The 24,897-nt window shown below is 70.1% G+C and carries 22 protein-coding genes and 1 pseudogene; 8 read left to right on the top strand and 15 right to left on the bottom strand.

Features of this window, described 5'->3' with window-relative positions; all coding sequences use genetic code 11:
- The first annotated feature begins 5 nt into the window (after positions 1-5).
- The 7 genes and pseudogenes from L0977_RS13160 to queC form a co-directional block, all read left to right on the top strand.
- Positions 6-704 carry a flagellar basal body L-ring protein FlgH gene (locus L0977_RS13160; RefSeq protein WP_234265309.1) on the top strand — a complete coding sequence of 233 codons (699 nt, stop codon included), beginning with the start codon at positions 6-8 and terminating at the stop codon, positions 702-704.
- A 125-nt stretch (positions 705-829) separates the two neighbouring features.
- On the top strand, positions 830-1,933 hold the full coding sequence (locus L0977_RS13155) for a flagellar basal body P-ring protein FlgI (protein WP_234265396.1): 1,104 nt from the start codon (positions 830-832) through the stop codon (positions 1,931-1,933).
- Between the two features lie 7 nt (positions 1,934-1,940).
- Positions 1,941-2,861: a flagellar assembly peptidoglycan hydrolase FlgJ gene (flgJ, locus tag L0977_RS13150; protein WP_234265308.1), complete on the top strand. Its 921-nt coding sequence runs from the start codon at positions 1,941-1,943 to the stop codon at positions 2,859-2,861.
- A gap of 13 nt (positions 2,862-2,874) precedes the next feature.
- The gene (gene flgK, locus L0977_RS13145) at positions 2,875-4,785 is read left to right on the top strand and encodes a flagellar hook-associated protein FlgK (RefSeq protein ID WP_234265307.1); all 1,911 of its coding nucleotides are present in this window, start codon (positions 2,875-2,877) and stop codon (positions 4,783-4,785) included.
- 20 nt (positions 4,786-4,805) lie between these two features.
- Positions 4,806-6,020, top strand: coding sequence for a flagellar hook-associated protein FlgL (flgL, locus tag L0977_RS13140; RefSeq protein WP_234265306.1), 1,215 nt, complete (start codon positions 4,806-4,808; stop codon positions 6,018-6,020).
- Between the two features lie 23 nt (positions 6,021-6,043).
- Complete coding sequence (locus L0977_RS13135) at positions 6,044-7,297, top strand: HDOD domain-containing protein (protein ID WP_234265305.1); 1,254 nt, start codon at positions 6,044-6,046, stop codon at positions 7,295-7,297.
- Between the two features lie 55 nt (positions 7,298-7,352).
- A pseudogene (gene queC / locus L0977_RS13130) lies at positions 7,353-8,069 on the top strand (7-cyano-7-deazaguanine synthase QueC); the annotation flags it as partial.
- 56 nt (positions 8,070-8,125) lie between these two features.
- Here the strand turns inward: queC and L0977_RS13125 are convergent.
- The 3 genes from L0977_RS13125 to L0977_RS13115 form a co-directional block, all read right to left on the bottom strand.
- Entirely contained in the window at positions 8,126-9,958 is a 1,833-nt protein-coding gene (locus L0977_RS13125; RefSeq protein ID WP_234265304.1) for an ABC transporter ATP-binding protein/permease, read from the bottom strand.
- Between the two features lie 112 nt (positions 9,959-10,070).
- Entirely contained in the window at positions 10,071-11,129 is a 1,059-nt protein-coding gene (locus L0977_RS13120) for an aromatic ring-hydroxylating dioxygenase subunit alpha (RefSeq protein ID WP_234265303.1), read from the bottom strand.
- 9 nt (positions 11,130-11,138) lie between these two features.
- The gene (locus L0977_RS13115; RefSeq protein ID WP_234265302.1) at positions 11,139-12,179 is read right to left on the bottom strand and encodes an ABC transporter substrate-binding protein; all 1,041 of its coding nucleotides are present in this window, start codon (positions 12,177-12,179) and stop codon (positions 11,139-11,141) included.
- 116 nt (positions 12,180-12,295) lie between these two features.
- Here L0977_RS13115 and L0977_RS13110 point away from each other — a divergent pair, with 116 nt between their 5' ends.
- Entirely contained in the window at positions 12,296-13,195 is a 900-nt protein-coding gene (locus L0977_RS13110; RefSeq protein ID WP_234265301.1) for a LysR family transcriptional regulator, read from the top strand.
- 13 nt (positions 13,196-13,208) lie between these two features.
- Here L0977_RS13110 and L0977_RS13105 read toward each other — a convergent pair whose 3' ends face one another.
- The 12 genes from L0977_RS13105 to gspG form a co-directional block, all read right to left on the bottom strand.
- Positions 13,209-14,102 carry a 5'-nucleotidase gene (locus L0977_RS13105; RefSeq protein WP_234265300.1) on the bottom strand — a complete coding sequence of 298 codons (894 nt, stop codon included), beginning with the start codon at positions 14,100-14,102 and terminating at the stop codon, positions 13,209-13,211.
- A 70-nt stretch (positions 14,103-14,172) separates the two neighbouring features.
- Positions 14,173-15,393, bottom strand: coding sequence for a type II secretion system inner membrane protein GspF (gene gspF / locus L0977_RS13100; protein WP_234265299.1), 1,221 nt, complete (start codon positions 15,391-15,393; stop codon positions 14,173-14,175).
- Between the two features lie 14 nt (positions 15,394-15,407).
- Positions 15,408-16,823 carry a GspE/PulE family protein gene (locus L0977_RS13095; RefSeq protein WP_234265298.1) on the bottom strand — a complete coding sequence of 472 codons (1,416 nt, stop codon included), beginning with the start codon at positions 16,821-16,823 and terminating at the stop codon, positions 15,408-15,410.
- Positions 16,820-18,958 carry a type II secretion system secretin GspD gene (gene gspD / locus L0977_RS13090; RefSeq protein ID WP_234265297.1) on the bottom strand — a complete coding sequence of 713 codons (2,139 nt, stop codon included), beginning with the start codon at positions 18,956-18,958 and terminating at the stop codon, positions 16,820-16,822. The genes L0977_RS13095 and gspD overlap by 4 nt, the downstream gene beginning before the upstream one ends.
- Before the next feature lie 37 nt (positions 18,959-18,995).
- Positions 18,996-19,793, bottom strand: a complete 798-nt coding sequence (gene gspN, locus L0977_RS13085) for a type II secretion system protein N (RefSeq protein WP_234265296.1) — start codon at positions 19,791-19,793, stop codon at positions 18,996-18,998.
- A complete protein-coding gene (gspM, locus tag L0977_RS13080; RefSeq protein WP_234265295.1) occupies positions 19,790-20,281 on the bottom strand; it encodes a type II secretion system protein GspM in 492 nt (163 codons plus the stop codon). Before gspM ends, gspN begins: the two co-directional genes overlap by 4 nt.
- Positions 20,278-21,486 (bottom strand): type II secretion system protein GspL, encoded by a 1,209-nt coding sequence (gspL, locus tag L0977_RS13075; RefSeq protein ID WP_326491069.1) that lies wholly within the window; start codon positions 21,484-21,486, stop codon positions 20,278-20,280. Before gspL ends, gspM begins: the two co-directional genes overlap by 4 nt.
- Before the next feature lie 77 nt (positions 21,487-21,563).
- Positions 21,564-22,571, bottom strand: coding sequence for a type II secretion system minor pseudopilin GspK (gspK, locus tag L0977_RS13070; protein ID WP_234265293.1), 1,008 nt, complete (start codon positions 22,569-22,571; stop codon positions 21,564-21,566).
- Complete coding sequence (locus tag L0977_RS13065) at positions 22,568-23,305, bottom strand: PulJ/GspJ family protein (protein WP_234265292.1); 738 nt, start codon at positions 23,303-23,305, stop codon at positions 22,568-22,570. The genes gspK and L0977_RS13065 overlap by 4 nt, the downstream gene beginning before the upstream one ends.
- Entirely contained in the window at positions 23,305-23,637 is a 333-nt protein-coding gene (locus tag L0977_RS13060) for a type II secretion system protein GspI (protein WP_234265395.1), read from the bottom strand. Before L0977_RS13060 ends, L0977_RS13065 begins: the two co-directional genes overlap by 1 nt.
- A gap of 44 nt (positions 23,638-23,681) precedes the next feature.
- The gene (locus L0977_RS13055; RefSeq protein WP_234265291.1) at positions 23,682-24,152 is read right to left on the bottom strand and encodes a prepilin-type N-terminal cleavage/methylation domain-containing protein; all 471 of its coding nucleotides are present in this window, start codon (positions 24,150-24,152) and stop codon (positions 23,682-23,684) included.
- Between the two features lie 203 nt (positions 24,153-24,355).
- Positions 24,356-24,823 (bottom strand): type II secretion system major pseudopilin GspG, encoded by a 468-nt coding sequence (gene gspG, locus L0977_RS13050; RefSeq protein WP_284308597.1) that lies wholly within the window; start codon positions 24,821-24,823, stop codon positions 24,356-24,358.
- Positions 24,824-24,897: the final 74 nt, after the last annotated feature.

The following is a 24,897-nucleotide window of genomic DNA, read 5'->3' as shown; positions in this document are numbered from 1 at the left end:
GTGCCATGAAGCGCACCCTGTTGTCTTTGTCGTTCTGGGCCCGCTGGGTGGGCCTGGGCGCGCTGCTGGCGCTGGCCGGCTGCACCACCCAGCCGGTCGAGGTGCTGCCCGCCACGCCCATCCAGTACCCGGCCGCGCCGCAGGCGCCGGCGGTGGCCACGGGCGGCATCTTCCAGGCCGTGGCGTACCGGCCGGCGTTCGAAGACGCCCGCGCCCGCCTGCCGGGCGACACGCTGACCATCCAGATCACCGAGAAGGTCAGCGCGAGCCAGTCGTCGACCGCTTCGCTCGATCGCAGCGGCAGCGTCTCCGGCAGCGTCTCGGCCATTCCCGGCATCCGGGCCAAGGAACTCACGCGCGACCGCAACTTCAATCTCGGTGGCGAATCGTCCAACACCTTCTCGGGCAAGGGCGACAACGAAAACGCCAACGACTTCTCCGGCGTGATCACCGTCACCGTGCAGCAGGTGCTGCCCAACGGCCACCTTGTGGTGGTGGGCGACAAGCAGATCGGGGTCAACCACAACGTCGACGTGCTGCGCTTTTCCGGCACGGTCGATCCGCGCAACATCCGGCCGGGCAACGTGGTCGCCTCGACCCAGGTGGCCAATGCGCGCATCGAGTCCAAGGGGCGCGGCGCCACGAACGAAGCGCTCTCAATTGGCTGGCTCGGGCGGTTCTTTTTGAACGTTATGCCGTTCTGACGGCGACCTAGGATCGGGTCATGAAGTTCCTCCTCCGCTCCCCCTACCGCCAGGGCGGCTTCCGGCGCGGCATCTTCGTGGCCCGGGCCCGGAGCGCGACGCCCACCGCCCGCCTGCGCCGCGCCATGGTCTGGCTGCTGCTGGTGGCCGGCCTGGCCCTGTGGCTGGCCGTGCCGCAGACGGCGCACGCCATCCGCATCAAGGAGATTGCGGCCGTGCAGGGCGTGCGCACCAACCAGCTCACCGGGTTTGGCCTGGTCGTGGGTCTGGACGGCACCGGCGACCAGACCACGCAGATGCCCTACACCACGCAGAGCATGAGCAACTACCTGCAGCAGCTCGGCCTGACGCTGCCGGCCGATGCCAAGGTGCAGATGAAGAATGTGGCGGCCGTCATGGTCACGGCGCAACTGCCGCCGTTCGCGCAGCCGGGCCAGTTGATCGATGTGACCGTCTCCAGCATCGGCAATGCCAAGTCGCTGCGTGGCGGCACGCTGATTGCCACACCGCTCAAGGGCGCCGACGGCGAAATCTATGCGCTCGCCCAGGGCAACATGCTGGTGGGCGGCGCCGGGGCGTCGGCCGGTGGCAGCAAGGTGCAGATCAACCACCTGAGCGCGGGTCGCATCCCGTCGGGCGCCCAGGTCGAACGCAGCGTGCCGACCCCGTTCGCGCTCGGCGACACCATCGATCTGGGGCTGAATGCCGCCGACTTCCAGACCGCCCGCCGCGTGGCGCAGGCGATCAACGACCGCATGGGCACCGACGTGGCCCAGGCGCTGGACGGCCGGGTGGTGCGCCTGCGCGCGCCGATCGATCCGAACGCCCGCGTGGTGTTCATGGCCGAAGTGGAAGAGCTGCAGCTCGAAGCCACGGTGCCCGCCGCGCGGGTGATCGTGAACACGCGCACCGGCTCCATCGTGATGAACCAGGCCGTCACCCTGAGCGCCTGTGCGGTGGCGCACGGCAATCTGTCGGTGAGCATCAGCTCGACCCCGGTGGTCAGCCAGCCGAACCCGCTGTCGGGCGGGCAGACCGTGGTGGCCGAAAAGGCCGACATCAAGATCAGTCAGGACGGTGGTGCGGTCATCCAGATGGACGCGGCCCCGCAACTGGCCGACCTGGTGCGCCTGCTCAATGGCCTGGGTGCCACGCCGCAGGACCTGCTCGCCATCCTCCAGGCCATCAAGGCCGCCGGCGCCATGAACGCCGAGCTGGAAGTGATCTGAGGCCGCCATGAGCACGCCGTCGATGCTCACCCCGCAAGGCCTGGCGGCCGATCCGTCGGCGCTCAATGCGCTGCGCTACGGCGTGGCCAAGGGCGGCGACCGGCAATCGGTCAAGGAAGCTGCGCGGCAGTTTGAAGCCCTGTTCATGCGTGAGTTGCTCAAGAGCATGCGCGAGGCCACGCAGAAGTCCGGCCTCATGGACAACGACGGCTCGGCGCTGGGCAGCGACCTGCTCGACCAGCAGTTCGCCGTGCAGATGACCGGCATGCCCGGGGGCCTGAGCGAAGCCATCGAGCGCGAGCTCTCGCGCCAGATGAACCCCGAAGGCGCACCGACGGAAGCGCCCGTGTTCAAGCCGCTGAACCGCTCCGCCGTGCGGGCGGTGCAGCGCGAGGCCGCCGGTACCGACGTGGCGGCCATGCCCAGCACCGTCAGCCGCGTCGGCGCGGCCAGCACGCGGCAGAGCGGCTTTGTGGCCCAGCACAGCGAGGCGGCGGCCCAGGTGGCGAGCGAGTCGGGCATTCCGGCCAGCTTCATGCTCGGCCAGGCCGGCCACGAAACCGGCTGGGGCCGCAGCGAAATCCGCATGAAGGACGGCTCACCCTCGTTCAACCTGTTCGGCATCAAGGCCGGTGCGAACTGGAAGGGCAAGGTCGCCGAGATCACCACCACCGAATACGTCGACGGCGTGCCGCGCAAGACCGTGGCCAAGTTCCGCGCCTACGATTCCTACGCCGATTCGTTCCGCGACTATGCGCGCCTGATCAGCCAGAGCCCTCGCTATGGCAAGGTCATGGACCAGCTCGACTCGGCGCACGGTTTCGCCAGCAGCCTGCAGAAGGCCGGCTACGCGACCGACCCGCAGTACGCCCACAAGCTGGGGCGGGCGATCAACACCGCGCTGAGCCTGCAGCGCCTGAACAGCTGACACGGGGCGCAACATGGCATCGGTTCTGAACATCGCCACCCGGGCGCTCAACACCAACCTGTCGACGCTGCAGGTCATCGGCAACAACATCGCCAACGTCAACACGGCCGGGTATTCGCGGCAGACGGCCAACCTGGCGTCGGCCGGTTACCAGCAACTGGGTTCGCAGTACTACGGCATGGGGGTCCAGATCGACTCCGTGACCCGGGCCCACGACGTCTACCTCACCCGGGAGGCGCAACTCACGGCCTCGCTGGCGGCCGCCGACAGCACCCGCCTGGCGCGCCTGCAGCAGCTGGAGAACCTGTTCCCGGTGGGCGAGGACGGGCTGGGCGCCTCCGTCAACGAACTGCTCAACGCCTGGACCGACGTGGCCTCGTCGCCGACCAACCAGGCCGCGCGCGTGGTGGTGCTTGGCCGTGGCGAGGAACTGGCCTCCCGCCTGCGCGAGACGGCCACCCAGATCGACCTGCTGGCGCGCACCACGTCGCAGCAGGTCACCGACACGGTGACGCAGGTCAACCGGCTGTCCGAGGACATTGCCAAGATCAACCAGAAGATCATCGAGGCGCAGGGCAGCAAGAGCTCGCCCAACGACTTGCTCGACCAGCGCGACAAGCTGGTGGCCGAGCTCAGCCAGCTCATGCAGGTGTCCACCGTGGCCGCCGACGACGGCACGCTCAGCGTGTTCGCCGGCGGCAGCCAGCCGCTGGTGCTGGGCACCAAGGCGTCCAGCCTGGCGGTGGAGCGCGACACCACCGATCCGTCGCAGATCAACGTGGTCTTCAAGCAGTCGGGTTATGCCATGACGCTGGCCCCCAGCTCGCTGGGCGGTGAACTCGGTGGCCTGATGACCTTCATGACGCAGGACCTGGCGTCGGCGCAGAACCAGCTCGGGCGCATGGCGCTCGTGCTGTCGAGCACGGTCAACGCGCAGCACCAGCTGGGGGTGGACCTGCAGGGCAATGCCGGTGGTGATTTCTTCGTCGCCGCGGCCCCTGCACAGGGCCTGGCGGCGGCCGGCAATACCGGCAACGCGCAGATCGCCGCGTCGGTGGCCGACGCGACGCAGCTCCAGGCGTCGAACTACGAAATGCGTTTCGATGCCAGCGGGGTGACCCTGGTGCGCCTGTCCGACGGCACCAGCCAGTCGTTCGGCAGCCTGCCCGCCACGTTCGACGGCCTGCAGTTCGAGGCCGCCAGCGGCTCCGGGGCGGTGGGGGACGTGTTCCTCATCAAACCCTATGCCGACGTCGCGCGCAACATGCAGATGGCCGTGAGCGCGGCCGACCGCCTGGCGGCCGGCAGCCCGGTGATCATCACGCCCGCCAGCGGCAACACCGGCGGCGCGTCGATCGAGAACCTGTACGCGGTCAGCGATTCCGCCAACCTCACCGATCCGGTGACCATCACGTTCCAGGCCGACGGCAGCTTCACCGTCACGGGCCTGGGCCCGGACAATCCCGCGCCCGACAACCCGGGCCCGCCGGCCAGTTACAACTACACCCCGGGTCAGCCGATGCAGTTCAACGGCTGGAGCCTGACGCTGCGGGGCACACCCTCGGCGGGCGATTCGTTCTCCGTCACGGCCACTCCGGCCGGTGGTGGGCAGCAGAACGCCGGCAACGCCAACGGCATGCTGGCCCTGCGCGATCTGACGACCTACGACGGTGTGAGTCTGTCCAACGGCTACGGCACGCTGATCTCCGATCTGGGGACGCGGGTGCAGGGCGCCCAGTTCGCGGCCACCTATTCGAGCAGCATCGCCGCCAGCGCCGAAACGGCGCGCCAGTCGGTGTCGGGGGTGAACCTCGACGAAGAAGCCGCGCGCCTGCTGCAGTACCAGCAGGCATACCAGGCCTCGGCCAAGCTGCTGCAGATGGCGCAGAGCATGTTCGACACCATTTTGCAGACCGTGCGTTAATGAACTGAGAGACCCCCGTCATGCGAGTCGCCACCGCCCACAGCTACGACACGACCGTCGCCAACCTCAACAAGCGCCAGTCGGATCTGGCGCAACTGCAGGCGCAGCTGTCTGCGGGCAAGCGCGTGCAGCGCGCCAGCGACGACCCGGCCGCCGCCGTGCAGGCCGAAGCGGCGCAGAACCGCCTGGCCCGCGCCGTGGCCGACCAGCGCGCGGTGGAGGCTTCGCGCACCAGTCTGGCCCAGGTCGAGAGCGCGCTCGGCTCGGCGGGCGAAACCATCCAGCAGGTGCGTGAACTGTTCCTGAAGGCCGGCAACGCCACCTACGGCAGCGCCGACTACAAAAGCATCGCGCAGGAAATCGAAGGTCTGCGCGACCAGTTGCTCGCTGTGGCCAACCAGACCGACAGCATGGGGCGCACGCTCTTTGGGGGGCAGGGCGGCTCCTCGGTGCCGTTTGTCGAGGTGTACGGCCCCGGCGGCAACGGTGTGCGCTTTGACGGGCAGAGCGGCCAGGTGGCCGCTGGCGACCTCACACTGCCGCAATCGCTTGATGGCCAGTCGGTCTGGATGAGCGTGCCACCGGGCAACGGCACCTTCACCGTGGCGCTGGGCAGCGGCAACGCCGGCAGTGTCACCACCGACATCGGCCGCGTGGCCGACCCTGCTGCGGTGACCGGCCACGGCTACAGCATCAGCTTCGCCGACGCCGGGGGCACCCTGCAGTACACGGTGACCGACACCACCACCGGCCTGCCGGTGCCCGCGCACAACGGTGTCGCCTACCAGCCGGGCACCATCGAATTCGACGGTCTGGCCGTCGAGCTGAAAGGGCAGCCGAAGGCCGGTGACAGCGTAGCCGTCGATCCGGTGAGCGGGTCAACCGACCTGTTCCGGGTGATGCAGGACGCCATCGACGCCCTCAACGGCGCCAGCACCGGGCAGACGCCGCAACTGACCCAGGCCCTGGGCCGCGCACTGACCGAGCTGGACGCCGGCTACGACCGCGTGCTCGCTGCCCGCAGCCAGGCTGGCCAGTGGCTCAACCGGGCCGATTCGTTGGACAATCGGCTGGCCGACCGTCAGGTGGAGTACGAAGCCGAACAGTCGTCGCTGGTGGACATGGACATGATCAAGGGCATCTCCGATTTCCAGAATCAGCAGGTGGGTCTGCAGGCGGCGCTCCAGTCTTATGCCCAGGTGCAGCGCCTGTCGCTGTTCCAGTACCTCGGATGAGCCGGCGCTGAACCGGAGACGCCATGGGTCACAGCCGCACCGTTCTCGACAGCATCGCCCTCGGGTACCAGCCCGTCTGGAACCGATCCCGCCAGTTGGCGGCCGTGCGCATGCCCATGTGCACGCTCAACCCGAAGGCGGTGGACGCGCGCCACCTCATGCAGGTGCTGGGCGACGACTGGCCCATCTCCGCGCCCGCGCTCATCGTCGCACCCGACACCCCGCGCATGCTCATGCAGGCGCTGGCGTGCGAACCGGTGCCCAACACCTGGATCGAGGTGCCCTCGGCGCCGTTCCGCACGCCCGAGGGCATGGCCTGGCTGGCGATCGCCGTCCGCAAGGGGCACCGCCTGCTGCGCCACGCCGATCTGGCCGAGGTGCAGGGCGAAGTCATCGCGCCGCTGGACGTGCTCAGCCTCCTGACCCTCAGCCCCGAAGAGGTCTTGCAGGCGTTGGCCGCGCGCCCGGTCGAAGGCGGGCCGCCGCCCACCCGCCGCAGCCCGGTGATGCCGGGCCAGATCTACGAGGGCGTGGCTTCGCGCGCGCTGGCCGACCATTGCCTTGACGAAGCCGGTGCCTGGGGCGTCCTGGACTGGCCCGATGCCGACGTGCTCTACGCCCGCCGCCACCGCCCGCCGTCGTGCGACGCCCACATGATCACGCACCTGCTGCTGGCCATCGAGCGCGACGTCTCGCTCGACCAGATCGAGCGCCTGGTGCGCCAGGATCCGGTGCTGGTCTACCGGCTGCTGCTGTTCGTCAATTCGGCGGCGTTCAACCTGCGCAGCGAGGTCGATTCCCTGCGCCACGCGCTGATGATGGTCGGCTTCACCCGGCTGACCCAGTGGCTGCTTGATCAGCGCCCCGGGGCGGAAAGCGATCCGGCGCTGCACCCGGTGCGCTACGCCATGGTGATGCACGCCCGCATGGCGCAGCACCTGCTCGATCCGGGCTCGCCGGACAACCTGCGGGCCGAGGTGTTCCTGAGCGCGATGCTTTCGCACATGGGCGAGCTGTTCCAGGAGCCGCTGGCCGACCTGGTGCGCAAGCTGCCGCTGCCGGAACGGGTGCTCGACGCGGTGCTGCGCGAGACCGGTCCCTACAACGCCTACGTGGACGTGGCCCGGGCGCAGGGCGACCCGGCGCGGCTGGCCAGCTTGCCCAAGGTCTGCGAGCAGCACGACATCGATCTGGAAGACGCCAACCGCGCGCTCATCCGCATGCTGTCGAGCAGCCGCGACCACCGCATCGCCTTCCGCGCGCAGCGGCCGGCCTGATCCGCCACAAGACCCCAGGCCCGGTGCTGGCGGGGGGCGGCGCTACCATCGGCCCATGATCCAGCACCACACCGCCGCCCTCGTCCTGTTCTCCGGCGGGCAGGACTCCACCACCTGCCTGGCCGATGCGCTCTCGCGCTACCTGCGGGTGGAAACCGTGGGCTTCAGCTACGGCCAGCGCCACAGCGTGGAGATGGCCGCCCGGGGCCAGGTGTTGCAGGCCCTGCGCGATGGTTTTCCGGCCTGGGGCGCCCGGCTCGGCCAGGACCACGTGCTCGACCTGTCGGTGCTGGGGCAGATCAGCGAAACCTCGCTGACGCGCGATGAAGCGTTCCGCATGGAGAGCAGCGGGCTGCCCAACACCTTCGTGCCCGGTCGCAACCTGATGTTTCTCACCCTGGCGGGAGCCCTGGCCTACCGGCGCGGCATCCCGGTCATCATCACCGGCGTCTGCGAGACCGACTTCTCCGGCTATCCCGATTGCCGCGACGACACCATGAAGGCCATGCAGCTGGCGCTGTCGCTGGGCATGGATCGGCGCTTCCTGATCGAAACCCCGCTGATGTGGATCGACAAGGCCGAAACCTGGCGTCTGGCGCGCCGGCTCGGGGACGCCACCCGGGTGCCGCAGGGCGGTGAGCGGCTGGAGCAGATCATCATCGAGCAGAGCCACACCTGCTACCTGGGTGACCGCGAACACCGCCACGACTGGGGCTACGGTTGTGGCACCTGCCCCGCGTGCGAGCTGCGTGCGCGCGGCTGGCACCAGTACCGGGGCGAAGACACAGCCGCCACCGCCGAGGCGGCGCCGCTGCCCGCCGCGTCGGATCAGCCGGCCGAAGCGGCCCCGGAGCCGCCGGCACCCGCCGGTGATGTTGGCAGCGCCGAGACCTCGACCCGGTAAGCGGCGGCGGCCTCCGGCGCTTCCGGGCGCAGCGCCCAGCGCACGCGGTGGTGCTCGATCAGCGTGCTGCGGTGCGCGATGGACACGATGCCACCGCCCGCCCGCCGCACGGCCGCCACCAGCCGCTGGTACAACGTGGCCTCGGCCGCTTCGTCCAGGGCGCTGGTGGCCTCGTCGGCGAGCACCCAGGCCGGGCGCTTGAGCAGCACACGCGCCAGCGCCAGGCGCTGGCGTTCACCGCCCGAGAGCTTCTGGCCCCAGGCGTCGCGGCGGTCGAGTTGGTCGGCCAGTTGCGGCAGCAGGGCCTCGTCCAGCGCCTGCTTCAGCGCCTCGTCGGTGTAGCGGTCGGCGGATTCCGGGTAAGCCAGGGCGTCGCGCAGGCGGCCGTCGGGGAAGTATGGTTGCTGGGGAATGAACATGGTGTCGGCGGGCATCTGCACCTGGCCCTGCGCGTGCGGCCAGATGCCGGCCAGGGTGCGGAACAGGCTCGACTTGCCGCTGCCCGACGGGCCGTGCACCAGCACCGTGTCGCCCGGGGCCACCTGCAGCGTGGCGTGGTCGAGCAGGTGGCGTCCGCCGGGCAGGCCGATGCTCAGGTCCTGCGCCGCGATGGCGGCGGCCCCCGTTGGTGCGCTGCGCGCCACGGCGCTGGTGGCGCGGTCCTGCTGGGCCAGGCTGTCCTCGAACCCGGTGAGGCGGTCGGTGGTGGCTTTCCAGACGGCCAGGCTCATGTAGTTGTCGACCAGCCAGGACAGCGAATCCTGCACGCGGCCGAAGGCGGAGTTGATCTGCATGAGCTGGCCGAGCTGGATGGCGCCGCTGAAGTAGCGCGGCGCGGCCACGATCAGCGGGAAGATGATCGCGGCCTGGCCGAAGAAGCTGTTGAACCAGGTCAGGCTTTTCTGGTTCTTCAGCAGCCGCAGGTAGTTGCCCATCACGTCGGCGAAGCGCAGGTCGAGCTGCTGGCGTTCCACGCGTTCGCCACCGTCGAGGGCGATGGCTTCGCTGTACTCGCGCACGCGGATCATGTGGTGGCGGAAGTTGGCTTCCAGCATCTGCTGCTCGAAATTCAGCCGCACCTGGGGCTTGCCGATCCAGTGCGTGATGGCGCTGCCCACCAGGCAGTACAGCACGGCGGCCCAGACCATGTAGCCCGCAATGTCCCACTGCCCGCCGCCCAGGAAGCCCGGCAGCGGCACAGTCAGTGAGCCCGAGAGCGTCCACAGGATGCCGACGAAGCTCAGCAGCGTGACCAGTGCATTGAAGATGCCCATCAGCAGCGACACCGTGTAGCTGGTGAAGAGGTTCAGGTCTTCCTGGATGCGCTGGTCGGGGTTGTCGGGCAGGCGTTCGCTGCCTTCGGTGTAGCGCGCCAGCTCCAGCCGGTAGAACGCCTTGTGGGCCAACCAGCGGCCCAGATAGTGGTCGGTCATCCACACGCGCCAGCGCAGTTGCAGGATTTGCGTGAGGTAGAACTTGTAGACCGCGATCACGATGTAGATCAGCGCCAGCCAGCCGAAGCGCCCGATCTGTTGCCAGAAGACGGTCTGGTTCTTTTCCTGCAGCGCGTCGTAGAAGACGCGGTACCACTCATTGATCTGCACCAGCATGTACACCGCGCCCAGATTGAGCAGCACGATGGCCAGCAGCATGCCGCGGGCTTTCCATTTGTTTTCGCTGTTGAAGTAGGGCAGGGCAAGCGCCGCCAGCTGGCGGGCGAAGGCGCGCAGGTTGCGCGGTTGGGGTGGCTGTGCCATGGATGTCCTCGTGGGGCGGGCAGCGCGGCGGGCCCCGGGGGATGGGGCCCGTGCCTGTCCATGGCAGAAATGTAGCGCTGCGGCAGCCGGTCCGCGCGGCGCCGGCAGCGGTTCACCCCGTGTGGGTGTGGGGCCTTTCAGCGTGTGCCCGTTCGGCCGCCAGGCACTCGGCCAGGCGCCGCCGCAGCCGCACCACCCCGGTGTCGGAGGCGATGCGCATTGGTGTGAGGTCCGGGTGGGCGTTTTCCTCCCGCTGGATGGCTTCGAGCAGCACTTTGTCTTCGTCGAAGGTGAGCTTGTAAAGCGCTTCGAATTCGCGCGTGGTCGCCTCATCGTCGGCGGCGAAGTTGCGCAACTGCAGCGAGAAGTAGTGCGTGCTGTCGCGCGTGCAGGGCGTGAGGAAGGCGTAGGACAGCACGCGGTAGGGCGCGCGGTCCTGTTCTTCGGCCGTATGGGGCCGGCCGGCTTCGAAGGCGCCGAAGTCGACCCAGGTGGTGCCGGGCAGGCGGTAGTGGTAGAACTGCCAGCGGTCGACCAGCCCCTGGAGCCCCGTGTAGCGCCGCACCACCGGCACGGGGGGCGCGTTGTCGACCCAGCGGCCGCAGCGGATCACGTCGCCCTCTTCGGTGGCGGTGACCCGCACGTCGTCGCCGGCGTCGTTGCCGATGGTGCGCTGGTGCACGAAGCTGGTGTGCGCCGGGTCGATCAGGTTGTCGGCGATGTTCTGCCAGCAGGCCTGGAACAGGTCGTAGCCACGCGAGACGCCCCAGCCGGGCTGGCCGTAGGGCGCAATGGCCGTCAAGGCGGCCGGGTCGGCCAGCGCCGGATCGCCCATCCAGACGAACACCAGGCCATAGGCTTCGACCACCGGGAAGGCATCGACCCGTGCGGCGTCGGGGATGCGGTCCTGGCCGGGAATGCGGGTGCAGCGGCCATCGGCGCCAAACCGCATGCCGTGGTAGGGGCAAGCCAGGTTGTCGCCGTGCACGGGGCCTTGCGACAGCGGTGCGAAGCGGTGCGGGCAGCGATCGCGCAGCGCCGCCACCTGGCCGGCTTCCGTGCGGAAGAGCACCAGACGCTGTTCCAGCAGGGTGCGGGCGGTCGGACCGGGGGCGACGTCGGTGCATGCGGCCGCCGCGTACCAGGCGTTGAAGAGGTAATCGCCAGACATGGGGGCTCCTTACAGCAGGCGCTCGCGCTGGGCCGGCAGAAAGGCCGGGTTGAACAGCTTCGAGGCGTCGACCGGGTGGGGGAGGCCGAAGGCCGTGCTGATGCGGGCCACGTCCGACGCCAGCCGTGCCGGCACGGCGCCGCCCAGGCCCGCCTGGCGCACGGCGGGCGTGGCCACGAAGTGATCGAGGAACGCACGCAGGCGCCGCTCTTCCACGTCGGCCTTGAGCAGCGGATCGCGCTGGCGGATGGCCTGGATGCCCGCGGCCGGATCGGCCACGCAGGCCTTGATGCCGCGGTTGAGCGCGCGCAGAAAACCCGCCACGGCCTGGGGCTGGGCGGCGGCAAAGGCCGCCCGGGTGACCACGGCGTTGCCGTAGAGGCTGACGCCGTGGTCGGCGTAGCGGAAGGTGACCAGGTCTTCGGCCGGCACGCCGCGGGCTTCCAGCGTGAGCAGGCCGGTGTAGTAGAAGCTGGTGATGGCGTCGACGTCGCCCTTTATCAGCAGCATCTCGCGCAAGGCGGGGTCGACGTTCACCCAGGTGACGGCGTCCGGCGCCAGACCGTTGGCCTGGGCGAACAGGGGCCAGGTCTTGCGACCGGCATCGAACACCGGCGCGCCCAGTTTGCGGCCTGCCAGATCGGCCGGCCGGCGGATGCCGGACGACTTGAGCGCAAACACGGTGGCCGGCGCGCGGTCCATGAGCATGTAGATGGCATCGATGGCGGGTGCGTCCGGGTGCGTGCCGCGGAATTCGACCAGCGAGCCCATGTCGGCAAAGCCGATGTCGTGCGTGTCCGCCGCCAGCCGCTGCACCGAAGCGGCCGAACCGTTGCCTGCGTCGATGACCACGTTCAGGCCTTCGTCGGCAAAGTACCCACGCGCCTGCGTCAACAGCACGATGGCGCCCGGGCCGTCGATGCGCCAGTCCAGGGTGAAGCGCAGGCGCGTGGCCGGGCGGGCGTGCAGCGCTGGCGCCAGGGCCGGCAAGGTGGCGGCGCTGGCCAGGGTGAGCAGATGGCGGCGGTTCAGGGAGGCGGGTAGGGGCATTGGGGGTAACCGGTGACGGGTGAAAGCGAAGCCCGCACGGTACGCAAGGACGAACACCTTGAAAATGGGAAAAATCGTATAAATTGATCTGAAAAACCGATCAATTAAACCCGCCCATGAAAGACTACCTGCGCGAACTGCGCGTGTTCACCGTGGTGGCCGAGATGGGGCATTTCACCCGCGCGGCCGAACGGCTCAACCTGTCGCAATCGGTGCTCAGCAGCGCCATCAGCCGGCTGGAGGCCATGCTGGGTACGCGGCTTTTTGATCGCCACACGCGCCAGTGCCGCCTGACACCGGCGGGCCTGGCCCTGTTGCCCGACGCTCACCGCCTGGTCAACGACTGGGAGCGCCTGGTGGCCGGCGCGCGGGATTTCCAGGGCATGGGGCGTGGGCAACTGACGGTGGCGGCCCCGTCGGCCCAGTGCGCCTTCCTGCTGCCGCCGCTGGTGCGCGAATTCAGCGAACGCCATCCGGGCGTGAAGCTCAGCCTGCGCGACGTGCCCGAGCAGCAGGTGCACGAACTGGTGCGCAACGGCAGCGCCGACCTGGGCATCGCCACCGAGACGGCGGTGCGTTCCGATCTGTCGGCGACACCGTTCTATGCCGACCAGTACGTGGCTGCCGTGCCGGCGACGCATCCGCTGGCCACGCGCCGCGCGGTCGAGTGGCGGCACGTGGCTGCCTTCCCGGTGATCGGTCCGCTGCCGGAGAATCCGGTGCGCCAGCACCTGGACGCGCGGCTGGCGGCAGCGGGCATCCGGCTCGATTACGCGCACGAAGTGTCGCTGCCCTGGACCATGGTCGGCTTGGCCCAGGCCGGGCTGGGCGTGGCGGTGGTGACGGTCGCCTTGCGGCCGCTGACCCAGTGGCGCCAGCTCGTGACACGCCCAGTGGGGCGCCCGGCGATCTCGCGCACCCTGTTGCTGCTGCGCCAGCCCGACCGGGCGCTGTCCCCGCAGGCGGCGGTGTTCCGCGATCTGGTGATGGGCCGCAAGCCCGCGGCGACCGGCTGAACGTCGGCCGGGATCAGCGCTGGTCGTTGGCGACGCCGCTGGCGACATGGCCGGCCGGCACGTGCTGCGCGGCGTGCTCGATGTGGCCGGTCTGGTCGTCGAAGAAAAAATCGGGCTCGAACTCGCGCAGGAATTCACCCTTGTGAAGTCCGCCGAGGAACATGGCTTCGTCGACCTCGATGTTCCAGTCCATCAGCGTGCGGATCGCGCGTTCGTGGGCCGGTGCGCTGCGCGCGGTGACCAGGGCGGTGCGGATGCGCATGCCCTCAGATTGCAGCCGGTGCAGGGCCTCGAGAACAGGTTTGAATGGGCCCGCTTGCAGGGGCAAGGCCGCCTTGCTTGACTCGTGTTGCTGAAAGGCAGACAGCCCTTCGGCCTGGTAGACCCGCTCCGCCTCGTCGGAAAAAAGCACCGCGTCACCATCAAAAGCGATACGCACTTCGTTGGGGTAGTTGGGGCTGGCTCTGACCGACCGGGTATGGACGGTTGCTGCCGCAAAGCCTTCGTTGAGCGCCGCGCGAACGTCGTTGGGGTTTGCCGAAAGAAACAGATTGGCCTTGAGTGGGCGCAGGTATTTGTAGGGCTCTCTCCCCTTGGTGAATACGCCTCGCTCCAGTTTGAGTTCGGTGGCTTGCGCTGACCGGAATACGCGCATACCGGACACGGGGTCGTTGCGCGAGAGGATCACCACTTCCACGCGCTGCGCCTCGGCATCGTTGAACGCCAGCAGCTTCTTCACCAGCGAGAACGCGACGCCGGGTGGCGCGGGCTGCTCCAGCCGGTCGAGCTGCAGGCGCATATAGGCGCGGTCATCGCCTTTTTCGAATTCCCGGTTCTCTTCCTCGAAGTCGAACAAGGCGCGAGAGGAGATCGCGACCACCAATTTCCCATCCAGGGTTGCAGCCATGTTCAGAGTTCTCCGATAGCGGTGTCGTTTCGGGGGACGCCGTGGTGGTGGTGTGGCGTCGGGTAGGGGCTCATTTCACCAATTGGTTGAGCTGGATGATCGGCATCAGCACCGCCAGCACGATGAGCATCACCACCAGGCCCATGCCGACGATCAGCAGCGGCTCCAGCACGGTGGCCAGGTGCAGCGCGCGGCGCTGCACTTCGGCGCCGAGCTGCTGTGCCGCCCGCTGCAGCATGGCGGGCAACTGGCCGGTCTGTTCGCCGAGCCGCGCGAACATGGGCAGCAGCGAGGGAAAACGGGGTTTGCTGGCCAGGGCGGTGGCCAGTGGGGCGCCTTCGCGCACCAGGGTCAGGGCGTCGAGCGCGTCGGCCCGCATGGCGCGGTTGCCCAGGGTTTCGGCGGCCGTCTGCAGCGCGCGCAGGATGGGCACGCCCGCGCCTGCGAGCATGGCCAGCGTGCCGGCGAAGCGCGCGGCGTTGTAGCCACGTGCCAGGCGACCGACCAGGGGCAGGCGCAGCCAGGCAGCGTCCAGCCGCTGGCGCGGCCCCTCGCGCCGTCGCGCCAGCCACAGGGCTGCAGCGGCCAGGGCGGCGATCAGCAGCAGCAGCCAGCCCCAGTGGCGCACGAAGGCGCTGAGCTGCAGCATCACCACCGTCAGCAACGGCAGCGCGCGCTGGCTGCCCGCGAACACGCCCGCGACCTGGGGTACCACGTAGGTGACCAGAAACACCACGATGACCACCGCCACCAGCGACACGATGGCCGGGTACAGCGAGGCGGCCAGCAACTGGTTGCGCAGCGCCTGGCTGGCTTCCAGATCGTCGGCCAGCCGCTCCAGCACGGTGGCCAGTTGGCCGCTTTGCTCGCCGGCCGCGATGACCGCGGTGTAGGTCTCGCCGAATTCCCGGGGGTGCTGGCCGAGTGCGCGCGCAAAGGGCGCGCCGGCATTGACCTCGGCGCGCAGCGAGGCCACCAGGCGTTGCTGGGGTTCGCCCTCGGCCTCGTCGGCCAGGGCGGCCAGCGCGCGCTCCAGCGGCAGGCCGGCCGAGACCAGCCCGGCCAGCTGGCGGGTCCACACGGCCAGGCCGGTGGCGTTGAAAACGCGCGCCTGCCACAGCACCAGGTTGAGCCCGCTGCCGGTCCGCCCGGCTGCGGCCGGCTCCACCGACAGCGGCACCAGCGCCCGGTCGCGCAGCAGGCTGCGCGCGGCGCGCGGGGTGTCGGCATCGATCACCCCTTTCTGGGTCGCCCCCTTGGCGTCGAGGGCTTCGTAGGCGTAGGCGGGCATGCGCGTGTCGGGGGTCAGTCGCGCGTGACGCGCAACACTTCTTCGGGGCTGGTGACGCCGGTGGCGACCAGGCGCTGGCCGTCTTCGCGCATGAGCTGCATGCCGTGGCGCAGCCCGCATTCGCGCAGCACCGCGTCGCTGGCACCCTGGTGGATCAGGCCACGCAGTTCGTCGTTGGCCACCAGCAGCTCGAACACGCCGGTGCGGCCGGCATAGCCGCTGCGGCCGCAGTGGTCGCAGCCGGTGCCCTGGCACTGCGGGCACCACTTGCGCACCAGGCGCTGGGCCAGCACCCCCAGCAGCGAGGAGCTGAGCAGGAAGGGTTCGACCCCCATGTCGGCCAGCCGGGTGACGGCGCTGGCCGCGTCGTTGGTGTGCAGCGTGGCCAGCACCAGGTGGCCCGTGAGCGAGGCCTGGATGGCGATCTGCGCGGTTTCGAAATCGCGGATTTCGCCGATCATGATCACGTCCGGGTCCTGGCGCAGGATGGCGCGCAGCGCGGCGGCGAAGGTGAGGTCGATCTTGGCGTTGACCTGGGTCTGGCCGATCCCGGGCAGCTCGTACTCGATCGGGTCCTCCACCGTCATGATGTTGGTGGTGCTCGCGTCCAGCCGCTGCAGGGCCGCGTAGAGCGTGGTGGTCTTGCCCGAACCGGTCGGGCCGGTCACGAGGATGATGCCGTGCGGTTGCGCCACGAGCTGCTCGAAGCGTTCCAGCACCGTGCCCTGCATGCCCACGGCCTCCAGCGTGAGGCGGCTCTCGCTCTTGTCGAGCAGGCGCAGCACGGCGCGTTCGCCGTGGGCGCCGGGCAGGGTGGAGACACGCACGTCGATGGCCCGGGTGCCGAGGCGCAGGCTGATGCGGCCATCCTGCGGCAGGCGTTTTTCGGCGATGTCCAGCTCGGCCATGATCTTCAGGCGCGAGATCAGCGCCGCGTGCAGCGCGCGGTTGGGTTGCACCACTTCGCGCAGCGTGCCGTCGACACGGAAGCGCACGCTGGAATGGCGTTCGTAGGGTTCGATGTGGATGTCGCTGGCGCCATCGCGCGCGGCCTGCGTCAGCAGGGCGTTGAGCATGCGGATGATGGGCGCGTCGTCGGCGGTTTCCAGCAGGTCTTCGATGGCGGGCAGATCCTGCAGGATGCGGCTGAGGTCGGCGTCGCTCTGCACCTCGCTGACCACCATGGCGGCGCTCGACTCGCCCTGCGCGTAGGCCGCGCTGATGCGCTGCGCCACCGCGTCAGGGGGCTGCCATTCGAAGCCCTGCACGTCGTGGCGGCGCAGGATTTCCGACAGCGCCGAGAGCCGGCGCGTGCGCAGCTCGGGCTCGTCGGCCACCGCGTCCGGGCCGATCAGCGTCAGGCCGTCGGGGCGCGCTTCCAGCAGCCACTGGTGCTCGCGCGCAAACGCGTAGGGCAGCGGGTGCTTCATGGCGCGGCGGGCGCGGGCGCCGCCGGGGCGTTGGACGGCATGACGGGCGCTTCGTTGACCTTGAGGGCGCCGCTGGGCGCGGGCTGGGCCGATTGCTGGGTGGCGCGCATGAGCTCGTAGCGGTCGAGCGAGAAGCTGTTCGTGGCGCGGGCGTCGCGCAGCACCACCGGGCGAAGGAACACCATCAGGTTGGTCTTCTTGCGGCTGCGGGTTTCGCTGCGGAACAGGTTGCCCAGCAGCGGCACGTCGCCCAGGCCGGGCACCTTTTCCTGGCTGCCGGCGTACTCGTCCTGCAGCAGGCCGCCGAGCACCACGATGCCACCGTCGTCGACCAGCACGGTCGATTCGATGGTGCGTTTGTTGGTGATCAGCCCGGTGGTGGAGCTGACCGACGACGCCAGCACGCTGCTGACCTCCTGGTAGAGGGTCATCTTGATGGTGCCGTTCTCGCTGATCTGCGGTTTGACGCGCAGGGTCAGGCCCACGTCCTTGCGCTCGATGGTCTGGAACGGGTTGACCGAGCCGTCGCTGCTGCCGGTGTTGGTGTACTGCCCGGTCACGAACGGCACGTTCTGGCCGATGACGATCTTGGCTTCTTCGTTGTCCAGCGTCAGCAGGTTGGGCGTGGAGAGGACGTTGCCGTCGCCGTTCTGCTGCAGGAAGCGCGCCAGCAGGCCCAGTATGTACACGCCGTTGCGGCGCTGCGCCAGCGCGAGGTTCAGGCCGGTGCCCGGCGCGGTGAGGCTGCTGGTGTCTTCGTCGGCCACGGCCAGCGTGTTGGTGAGGATGTTGTTGCCGCCGCTGCCGAAATTGGTGCCCAGCAGGCCGACCACGCTGTTGCCCACGTTGCCCAGCGGGCCTTGCCACTGGATGCCGAACTCGGCCGCCTTGTCGGCGTTGACTTCGGCGATCAGGCTTTCCACGTAGACCTGCGCGCGCCGCACATCGAGCTGGTCGATCACCGCGCGCAGCTGGCGGTACTGCGGGTCGGGCGCGGTGATGATGAGCGCGTTGGTCGCCGGGTCGGCCTGGATCTGGCCGCCGGTCGACGGCGACGCGCTCTGGGCCACCGGCGTGGTGGCGGCGCTGCTGGTGCCCGACGAGGTCTGGCCCGTGCCCGTGTTGCGGGCGGTGGTGCTGGTCGTCGCCGTCGTCGTGGTGGCGGGCGTGCTGGCGGTGGTGGTGCTGGCCGCGCTCAGGGCGGCGCGCAGCGTGGCCGCCAGCGACACGGCGTCGGCATTGCGCAGGTAGACCACATGGATGTTGCCGGCCGGCGTGCCTTCGCCGCCGGGCTGGTCCAGCTTGGCGACGATGGAGCGCACCAGCGCCAGCCGCGCCGGATTGGCCGCGCGCAGCAGCAGGCTGTTGCTGCGCGGGTCGGCCACGATGGTGGTCTTGAACGTGGTGTCGGCCACCGCCTGGGCGCCCGCAGCGGAGCCGGTCGCGCCGCCGCTGTCGATCAGCCGGTTGACGAGGGGCGCGAGATCGGCTGCCACCGCGTGCTGCAGCACGATCACGTCGACGTCGCTGGCGCCGGAGACATCGAGCGCGGCGACGATGCGCCCGATGCGCTGCAGGTTGTCGGCGTAGTCGGTGATGACCAGCGAGTTGTTGCCCGGGTTGACGTTGATGGTGTTGTTGGGCCCGATCAGCGGACGCAGCACGGGCACCAGGTTGTTGGCCGATTCGTGGTTGAGCCGGAAGATCTGCGTGACGATCTGGTTGCCCGCGCCGAGCGCCTGCACGGGGCCGGCGTTGACGGGGTTGCCCAGCAGCTTGGCGTCGGCCTCCGGCACGATCTTGTACAGGCCGGCGGTGTCCACCAGCGAAAAACCTTGCAGGCGCAGCGCCGCGGCGAACTGGTTCAGCGCGCTGGCGGGCGGCACGGGCCGGTCGGTCGACAGGCTCACCGTGCCCTTGACGCGCGGGTCCACCACCACATTGCGGCCGGTGATGGTGGCCATGGTGCGGGCCACGGCCTCGATCTCGGCGTCGACGAAATTGAGCACCACGGGCTCGCTCGCGCGGCCCTGGGCCAGCGCGGCGGGTGCCACGGCCAGCGCGATCAGGCTGGCGGCGCCAGTGGCGGCGGCCCAGGCCAGGATGCGGCCGGCGGGTTCGCGAAAACGGTTCATGCGGTCATCCTAATTCAATGCAGTTCCGCTCCGGCGCTCAGCCGAAAGACAGGATGGAGCGCTCGCCCTGGCGGCGCCCGATGATGTTGAGCAGGTTGGCCAGGGCGGCCTCTTTGCCGGGCGCAGCGCGCGCATCGCCGACGAACCGCAGACGCTGGCCGCGCCACTGGCCCTGGCCTTGCAGCAGCAGGCTGCCTTCCAGCGTCTGCAGCTGCAGGCCGATGTCGGCGCGGTCGCCCGCGGCGTCGAACACCAGGCGGTAGCTGCCCAGCGGGCGCACGGTCGACACGCGCGAGGCCATGCCGAGCGCGTCCAGCGTCAGCCGGCCCTGGGGGCGCAGGCCACCGGCCGTGCGCTGCAGGCTGAGGCCGTCGGCCTGCAGCCGCAACTGGCCGTCGAGCTGCAGCGTGTTCCAGGGGGTGCCCAGCCCGGTCAGCAAGGGGGCCGGCCAGGTGGTGTCGATGGGGCCGGTGTGCCAGCGCAGGCCCTTCCAGCCGGCCGACAGCCACAGCGCGAGCGGGGCCCGGGTGCAGCAGTCGGCGTCGAGCTGCAGACCGATGGCCGGGCGGCCGTCGGGCCAGCCCCATTGCCAGCGCCAGCGCAGCGTGCCGGGCAGGGTGGTGCGGTCCTGGCTTTGCCGGCCGGCGCCCAGCACCAGCCGGGCGCTGCCGTTCCAGACAGTGCCTCGTGGCTGCAGCAGCAGGACCCGTTCGCCCGTGCCCTGCGCCACGGCCTGGGCCAGCCAGCGCGCCGGTGCGAACAGCAGCAGGGCCAGCAGCAGGCCGCACAGGCCGCCGATCCACGCGGCCTGCACCGGCCGTCGGGACAGCGTCACGGTGCCGCCTCCAGGCCGGGGCCGGCCAGTTGCACCTGGCCCGTCCAGCCTGTCGGGGTGCGTTGCAGGCGCGCCTGGGTGGGCACGACACGGGCGTTGATGCGCACTTGCGCCAGCCACTGCGCCAGGGCATCGGGGGCGGTGCCGTTCAACTGCACGGTGGCCTGATCGCCCTGCAGGCTCAGGCGGGCGGTCGGGCCCAGGGCCTGGGTGGCCTGCTCCAGCGCGCGGACACTGGCTTCGCGCGGCGGTGGCGGTGTGCCGTCGGCGCGCAAGGCGCGCGCCTGCGCGGCCAGGGCCTGAACCTGGTCCCATTGCGCGGTCCAGCGAGCCTGGCGTTCATCGGCCTGGCGCAGCACGCTCAGAGCTGGCGCCAGCAGCCACCACCAGGCCAGCGCGCCTGCCACCAGGGCGGCGGCCAGGACCACGGCCGCGCGTTCGCGCGGCGAAAGCTGTTGCCAGCGGGCGGACAGGGGCGGCGCGCTCATGGGGTGGTAGGCGTATCGGGTTGCAGGACCAGGGACGGGCCTTCGAGCCGGGCCTGCCAGCCTTGGGCGGCCAGGGCCGCGCGGCGGGCTTCGAGGGCGGCGGCGTCGCCGTTCCATTCAGTGAGTGTGGTGCGGCCGTTGGCGAACTCGATCGACCGGGGCACCGGCAGTTGGGCGGCTTCGCCGGGGTCGAGGGCGTTGAGCAGGGTTTCGAGATCGCCCGCACCCAGTTGGCCACCGGCCCTTTGCAGGCGTTGCACTTTGCGCAGCAACTGCGCGGGACCGTCGATCACCAGGGTCACGCCCGGGGCCGCTTCACGCACCGCCGCGTCCAGTTGTTGTTGCTGGTCTCGCTGGCGCTGGCGTTCCTGCCAGGCGAGGGCGTTCAGACCCGCGATATGGATCACCAGCAAGGCAGCCAATCCCCAGCGGGCCGGCCGCCAGGCCGGGTGCGAGCGCCAGGCGCGCCAGGCGGCCCGCAGCCGTTGTTGCTGCCGGGCACCTTTGCTCAGGCTGAAGCCCATCTGGGCGAGGTTCCAGTCGGACTGTGTGGCCTGCAACTGCTGCTGGGCCAGGGTGCGCAGGGCCACGGCATGTCCCAGCCGCTGCTCGGCGGCCGGTGCGGCGGCGGGTTCGGCCAGCCAGACATCGGCCGTTTCCCGGGGGTGTGCGCCGGGTTCGGTGCCATGCAGCGGCAGAAGAAGGACACCGTCGGCGCTGCGGGTGCCGACCCAGGGCTGGCCGTGTTCCAGATGCACCCAGTGTTCCACGCCTTCCGGCCCGGCTCCTGGAGCCATCAGCGGGACGATGCGGCCCGCGGGCCGGTTGGCAGCTTCCAGGGCCTGAAGGCAACTGCGCAGCCAGGGCGCGTGGCAGGCAGCCACCCACAGGGGCTGGCCTGGCCGCCGTTCGGCCGGCAGGGCCAGGTGGGTGTCGGCCACATCGTCGAGCAGGCGCTCTTCCAGCAAACCTTCGAGGGCGGCACGCCATTTGCCCGCCGGAACCTTGGGCCACACCACGCGGTGCCAGGCCACGCGGCGCGGCGGCAGGCAGAGCACCACGTCCGGATCGTCGGGTACCGAAGCCAGGGGGCCGCTGCCATGGCGCAGAGGTTCTCGCCCGTCGGTGCTCGTCACCCAGTCCCAGGACTCCGGGACACCGGGAGCCAGTGGGGGCTGCGAAAGGGAGGGGGTCAGGATCAGCACAGGGGCAGGCGGAGCGAGAGGGCGTCGGGCGGCGGTGTTGGGCGCATTCTAGTGAGCGGGGTGGCCCAGATCGGGCGTCAACTGCCTGGCCAGGGCACTCGGTCGCGCCAGAGCACCCGCACGTCCAGGCCGTTGCGCACGACGGTGGCGCGTTCTTCCACCCGCAGCGCGTCCAGGCGCAGCCGGACCCGGATTTCAAAATGGTTGGTCCGCACGCTGTGGCGGTCGGCCGTGATCTGCGCCGCTGCCGTGGCACCGAGCCGGGCCTTGACCGTTTCCAGGCTGGTGAAGGGCGCGTTGGCGCGCACCACGGCCAGCACCTGGGCGCTGGCCAGATCGAGCCCGGGCACACTGGCGGCCAGTGCTTCGGGCGAGGCGGTGTTGAGATTCAGTGTCGTGACCTGAGGCAGCACCATCACGTGTGGCGCCAGGCGCTGCAGGCTGCGGGGGCTGATGCCCAGCCATTCGAGTTGGGCGAAGCGCTGCGGAATCAGCGGTGAGGCCGAGGGCTCCGGATCGTTCAGGGCTTTGCGGGTCGAGGTGAGCAGGCGGCGCACGGCCGCCTGAAGTTCCTCTTCGGGCAGGCCGAGGGTTTCGTAGAGCCGCAGGAAAGCGGCCAGATCGGGTTCGGACAGGCTGGCCTGCGCCTGGGCGCCGCGGCCCGTGGTGCGGACCAGGTTGCGGAAGTTCAGGCGCGATTGCAGGTCCTGAATGTCGCCTGAGAGAAAGGCGGGCAGCAGGTCGTCACCGGTGTCGTTGTGGTCGGCGGCCAGGAAACTGGACAGCCTGGCTTCGGCCAGGGGCGTCGCCCAGGGCTCGCCCAGGTGGTCGGCATTGCCGCTGTTGCGGTTGCCGCGGGCGTCTTCGCGCAGGATCAGGCGGGCCCAGTCGAGCGCGCCGGTGAGCAGCAGGCTGGCCTGCAGGCGCTGGCGCTCGGCGCTTTCCAGCTCCACGGCTTTCCATTGGTGCCACAGCGAGGCCGCCGACAGCGAGGCCACCAGGGTCACGACCAGCATGGCCAGCAACAGGGCGGCGCCGCGCTGGTGACGGTGGCGCGAAACCGGGCTGAGGGGCGAGGCGCTCATGAGCCGGCCTTGAGCGTGGGGCGGACCCAGTCGCTGGTCAGCGTGCCGGCAAAGCCCTGGCCCCCCGGCAACGCCAGCACCAGGCGCACGCCGTCGGGCCAGCGCACATCGCTGGCGCTGGTGGCGTCGCCCGTCGAACTGCCTTCGGCCGACAGCGGGTTGCCCCAACTCTGCCCGCGGTGGTAATAGATCTGCCAGGTCGTGGCGGGCAGGGTGGCCAAAGCGGAAGCGCTGCCCGCGCTGGCGGTCGGCCCGTCGGTGGTGGGGCTGTCCGGGGGCACTTCGTCCGAGGTCGGCAGGGCGCCGCTGTCGGACCAGGTCTGGGCGGCCTGCCAGGCCCGGGCCAGTTCGTCGCGTTGGCGCAGCGGGGCCGACTGCCAGCGCATCCAGCGGGGTGTGCCGTCGGCTTCGGGTGGCCCCAGCACCCAGGCGACCACCCGCACGCCCTGGCTCTGCAGCGGCTGGTCGGCCGCGTCGCGGCGGGTCAGGCGCAGCAGGCGGCCGTCGAACGACAGCGGCGTGAGTTCCTCGGTGTCGACCAGGGCGTCGAGATCGGCTTTCCACTGGCCCAGCGTGGCCTGTATCCGGGACAGGGCCTCGCCGCGGTCTTCGGTGAGCGAGCGGGTGCGCACCATGCCGTCGATGGCGCGCCAGCTCATGAGCGTGAGCACGGCCATGGCGGCCACCGCCACCAGCAGCTCGATCAGGGTGAATCCGCGCACGGGCTGCTTCATCAGAAGCGTCCTGTGACGGTGGACAGGGTGAGCAGGCGCACGGTGTCGGCCTCGTCGAGCGTTTCGACGTCGGCGTCGACCCGACGGAAGTTGGGGTTGGGGGTGGGTTGCACCCGCAGCCGCACGCGGAAAGCGCGCCCCAACTGGTCGCAGGTGCTTTCGGTTTCGCCGGTGTCGGGCAACTGGCGGGACAGGCGCAGGCGGGCCAGTTCGTTTTCGGCACAGACCTGGGCCAGCCACTGCACGTCCTGCCGCTGGGCCGTGCGCACCAGGGCATTGGAGGCCTGGATGCCCGCGAGCAGCGCGATCGCCACGACCGCCAGCGCCACCATGACTTCGATGAGGGTGAACCCCCGGGGCCGCCGCCCGGCAAGGCTCACGGCGCGGCCTCGGGGTCGACGGCGAACGGGCCGAGGCCGTCGGTGTGCAGGCGCAGGCGGTGGTTGCCGCGTTCGAGCACCACCGTCTGGGCGGGAATCAGGGGCTCCGGCCCGAGCACCAGGGTGGTGGCACCTGAGGGCAGGGTTATGCGGGCCTGCGTGCCTTCGGCCAGCCAGGCCCAGTGCGGGGCGTTGCGGGTGGCGGGGTCGCGGTCGTCTGCTGCTTGCGATGGCAACCCCTGCAGGGCAAAACCGGTGTCATCGGCCTGCCAGCGCACAGGAATCCCGGCCGCCCGGGCCTGCGCGCGGCCCGATTCCAGCAGTGCCGACAGCCGCAGCCCTTCGCGCTCCAGCAGATCGGCATCGCTGTCGCGCATGGCGAGCACGACCCCGGTGCTCAACAGGGCGGCGATGGCCGCCACCACCAGCAGTTCCAACAGCGTGAAACCCCGTGTCCGATCGCGCATGGCCCCGTGCTCTCAGAACGTCAGCAGGCGGCAAGACCGTGCCTGGATTCCCGCGTACGCGGGAATGACAGACGCTTCGCGTGCGCGACCCGTGTAGCGGCGGAGTGTGGGGGCCTGGAATCCCGCGCCGGGCCGCCCCCAGCGGGATTCGCGCCCCCTCGGGGGGCAGCGACCCGCGCAGCGGTGGAGCGAGGGGGCCCGGTTCACTGCCAACTGCCGATGTCCGCGTTCACCCCTTCACCGCCAGGCTGGCCATCGGCCCCCAGCGACAGCACGTCCACATCGCCGTGCACACCCGGGTTGATGTACTGGTAAGGGTTGCCCCAGGGGTCGGCCGGCAACTTGTCGAGGTAGCGGCGCCAGTTGGCGGGCGCCGGCTGGGTCGTGGGCCGGTTGACCAGAGCCGCCAGCCCTTGTTCGCCCGTGGGGTAACGCTGGTTGTCCAGCCGGTAGAGCTTGAGCGCCTGCACGATGTTGTTGACGTCGGTGCGCGCTGCGGTCACCCGCGCGTCGTCGGCGCGGTCCAGCACGTTGGGCACGATCAGGGCCGCCAGCACGCCGATGATGACCAGCACCACCATCAGTTCGATCAGGGTGAAACCGCGTTGAAGGCCTTGCAGCAAACCCCGGGGCGACCGGGAGACGGGGCGAAGAGGGGCAGGGACGGTCATAAGCACAGGGGAAGACAGCGTTGGGGCCACCAGAAGGCATGGCGCCAGGAGGCGTGGCCGAGGTCGGGTCGATC

The sequence above is a fragment of the Hydrogenophaga sp. NFH-34 genome, assembly GCF_021401345.1.
GTDB lineage: Bacteria > Pseudomonadota > Gammaproteobacteria > Burkholderiales > Burkholderiaceae_C > Hydrogenophaga > Hydrogenophaga electricum.
This window is presented reverse-complemented; position numbering and strand designations above follow the sequence as displayed.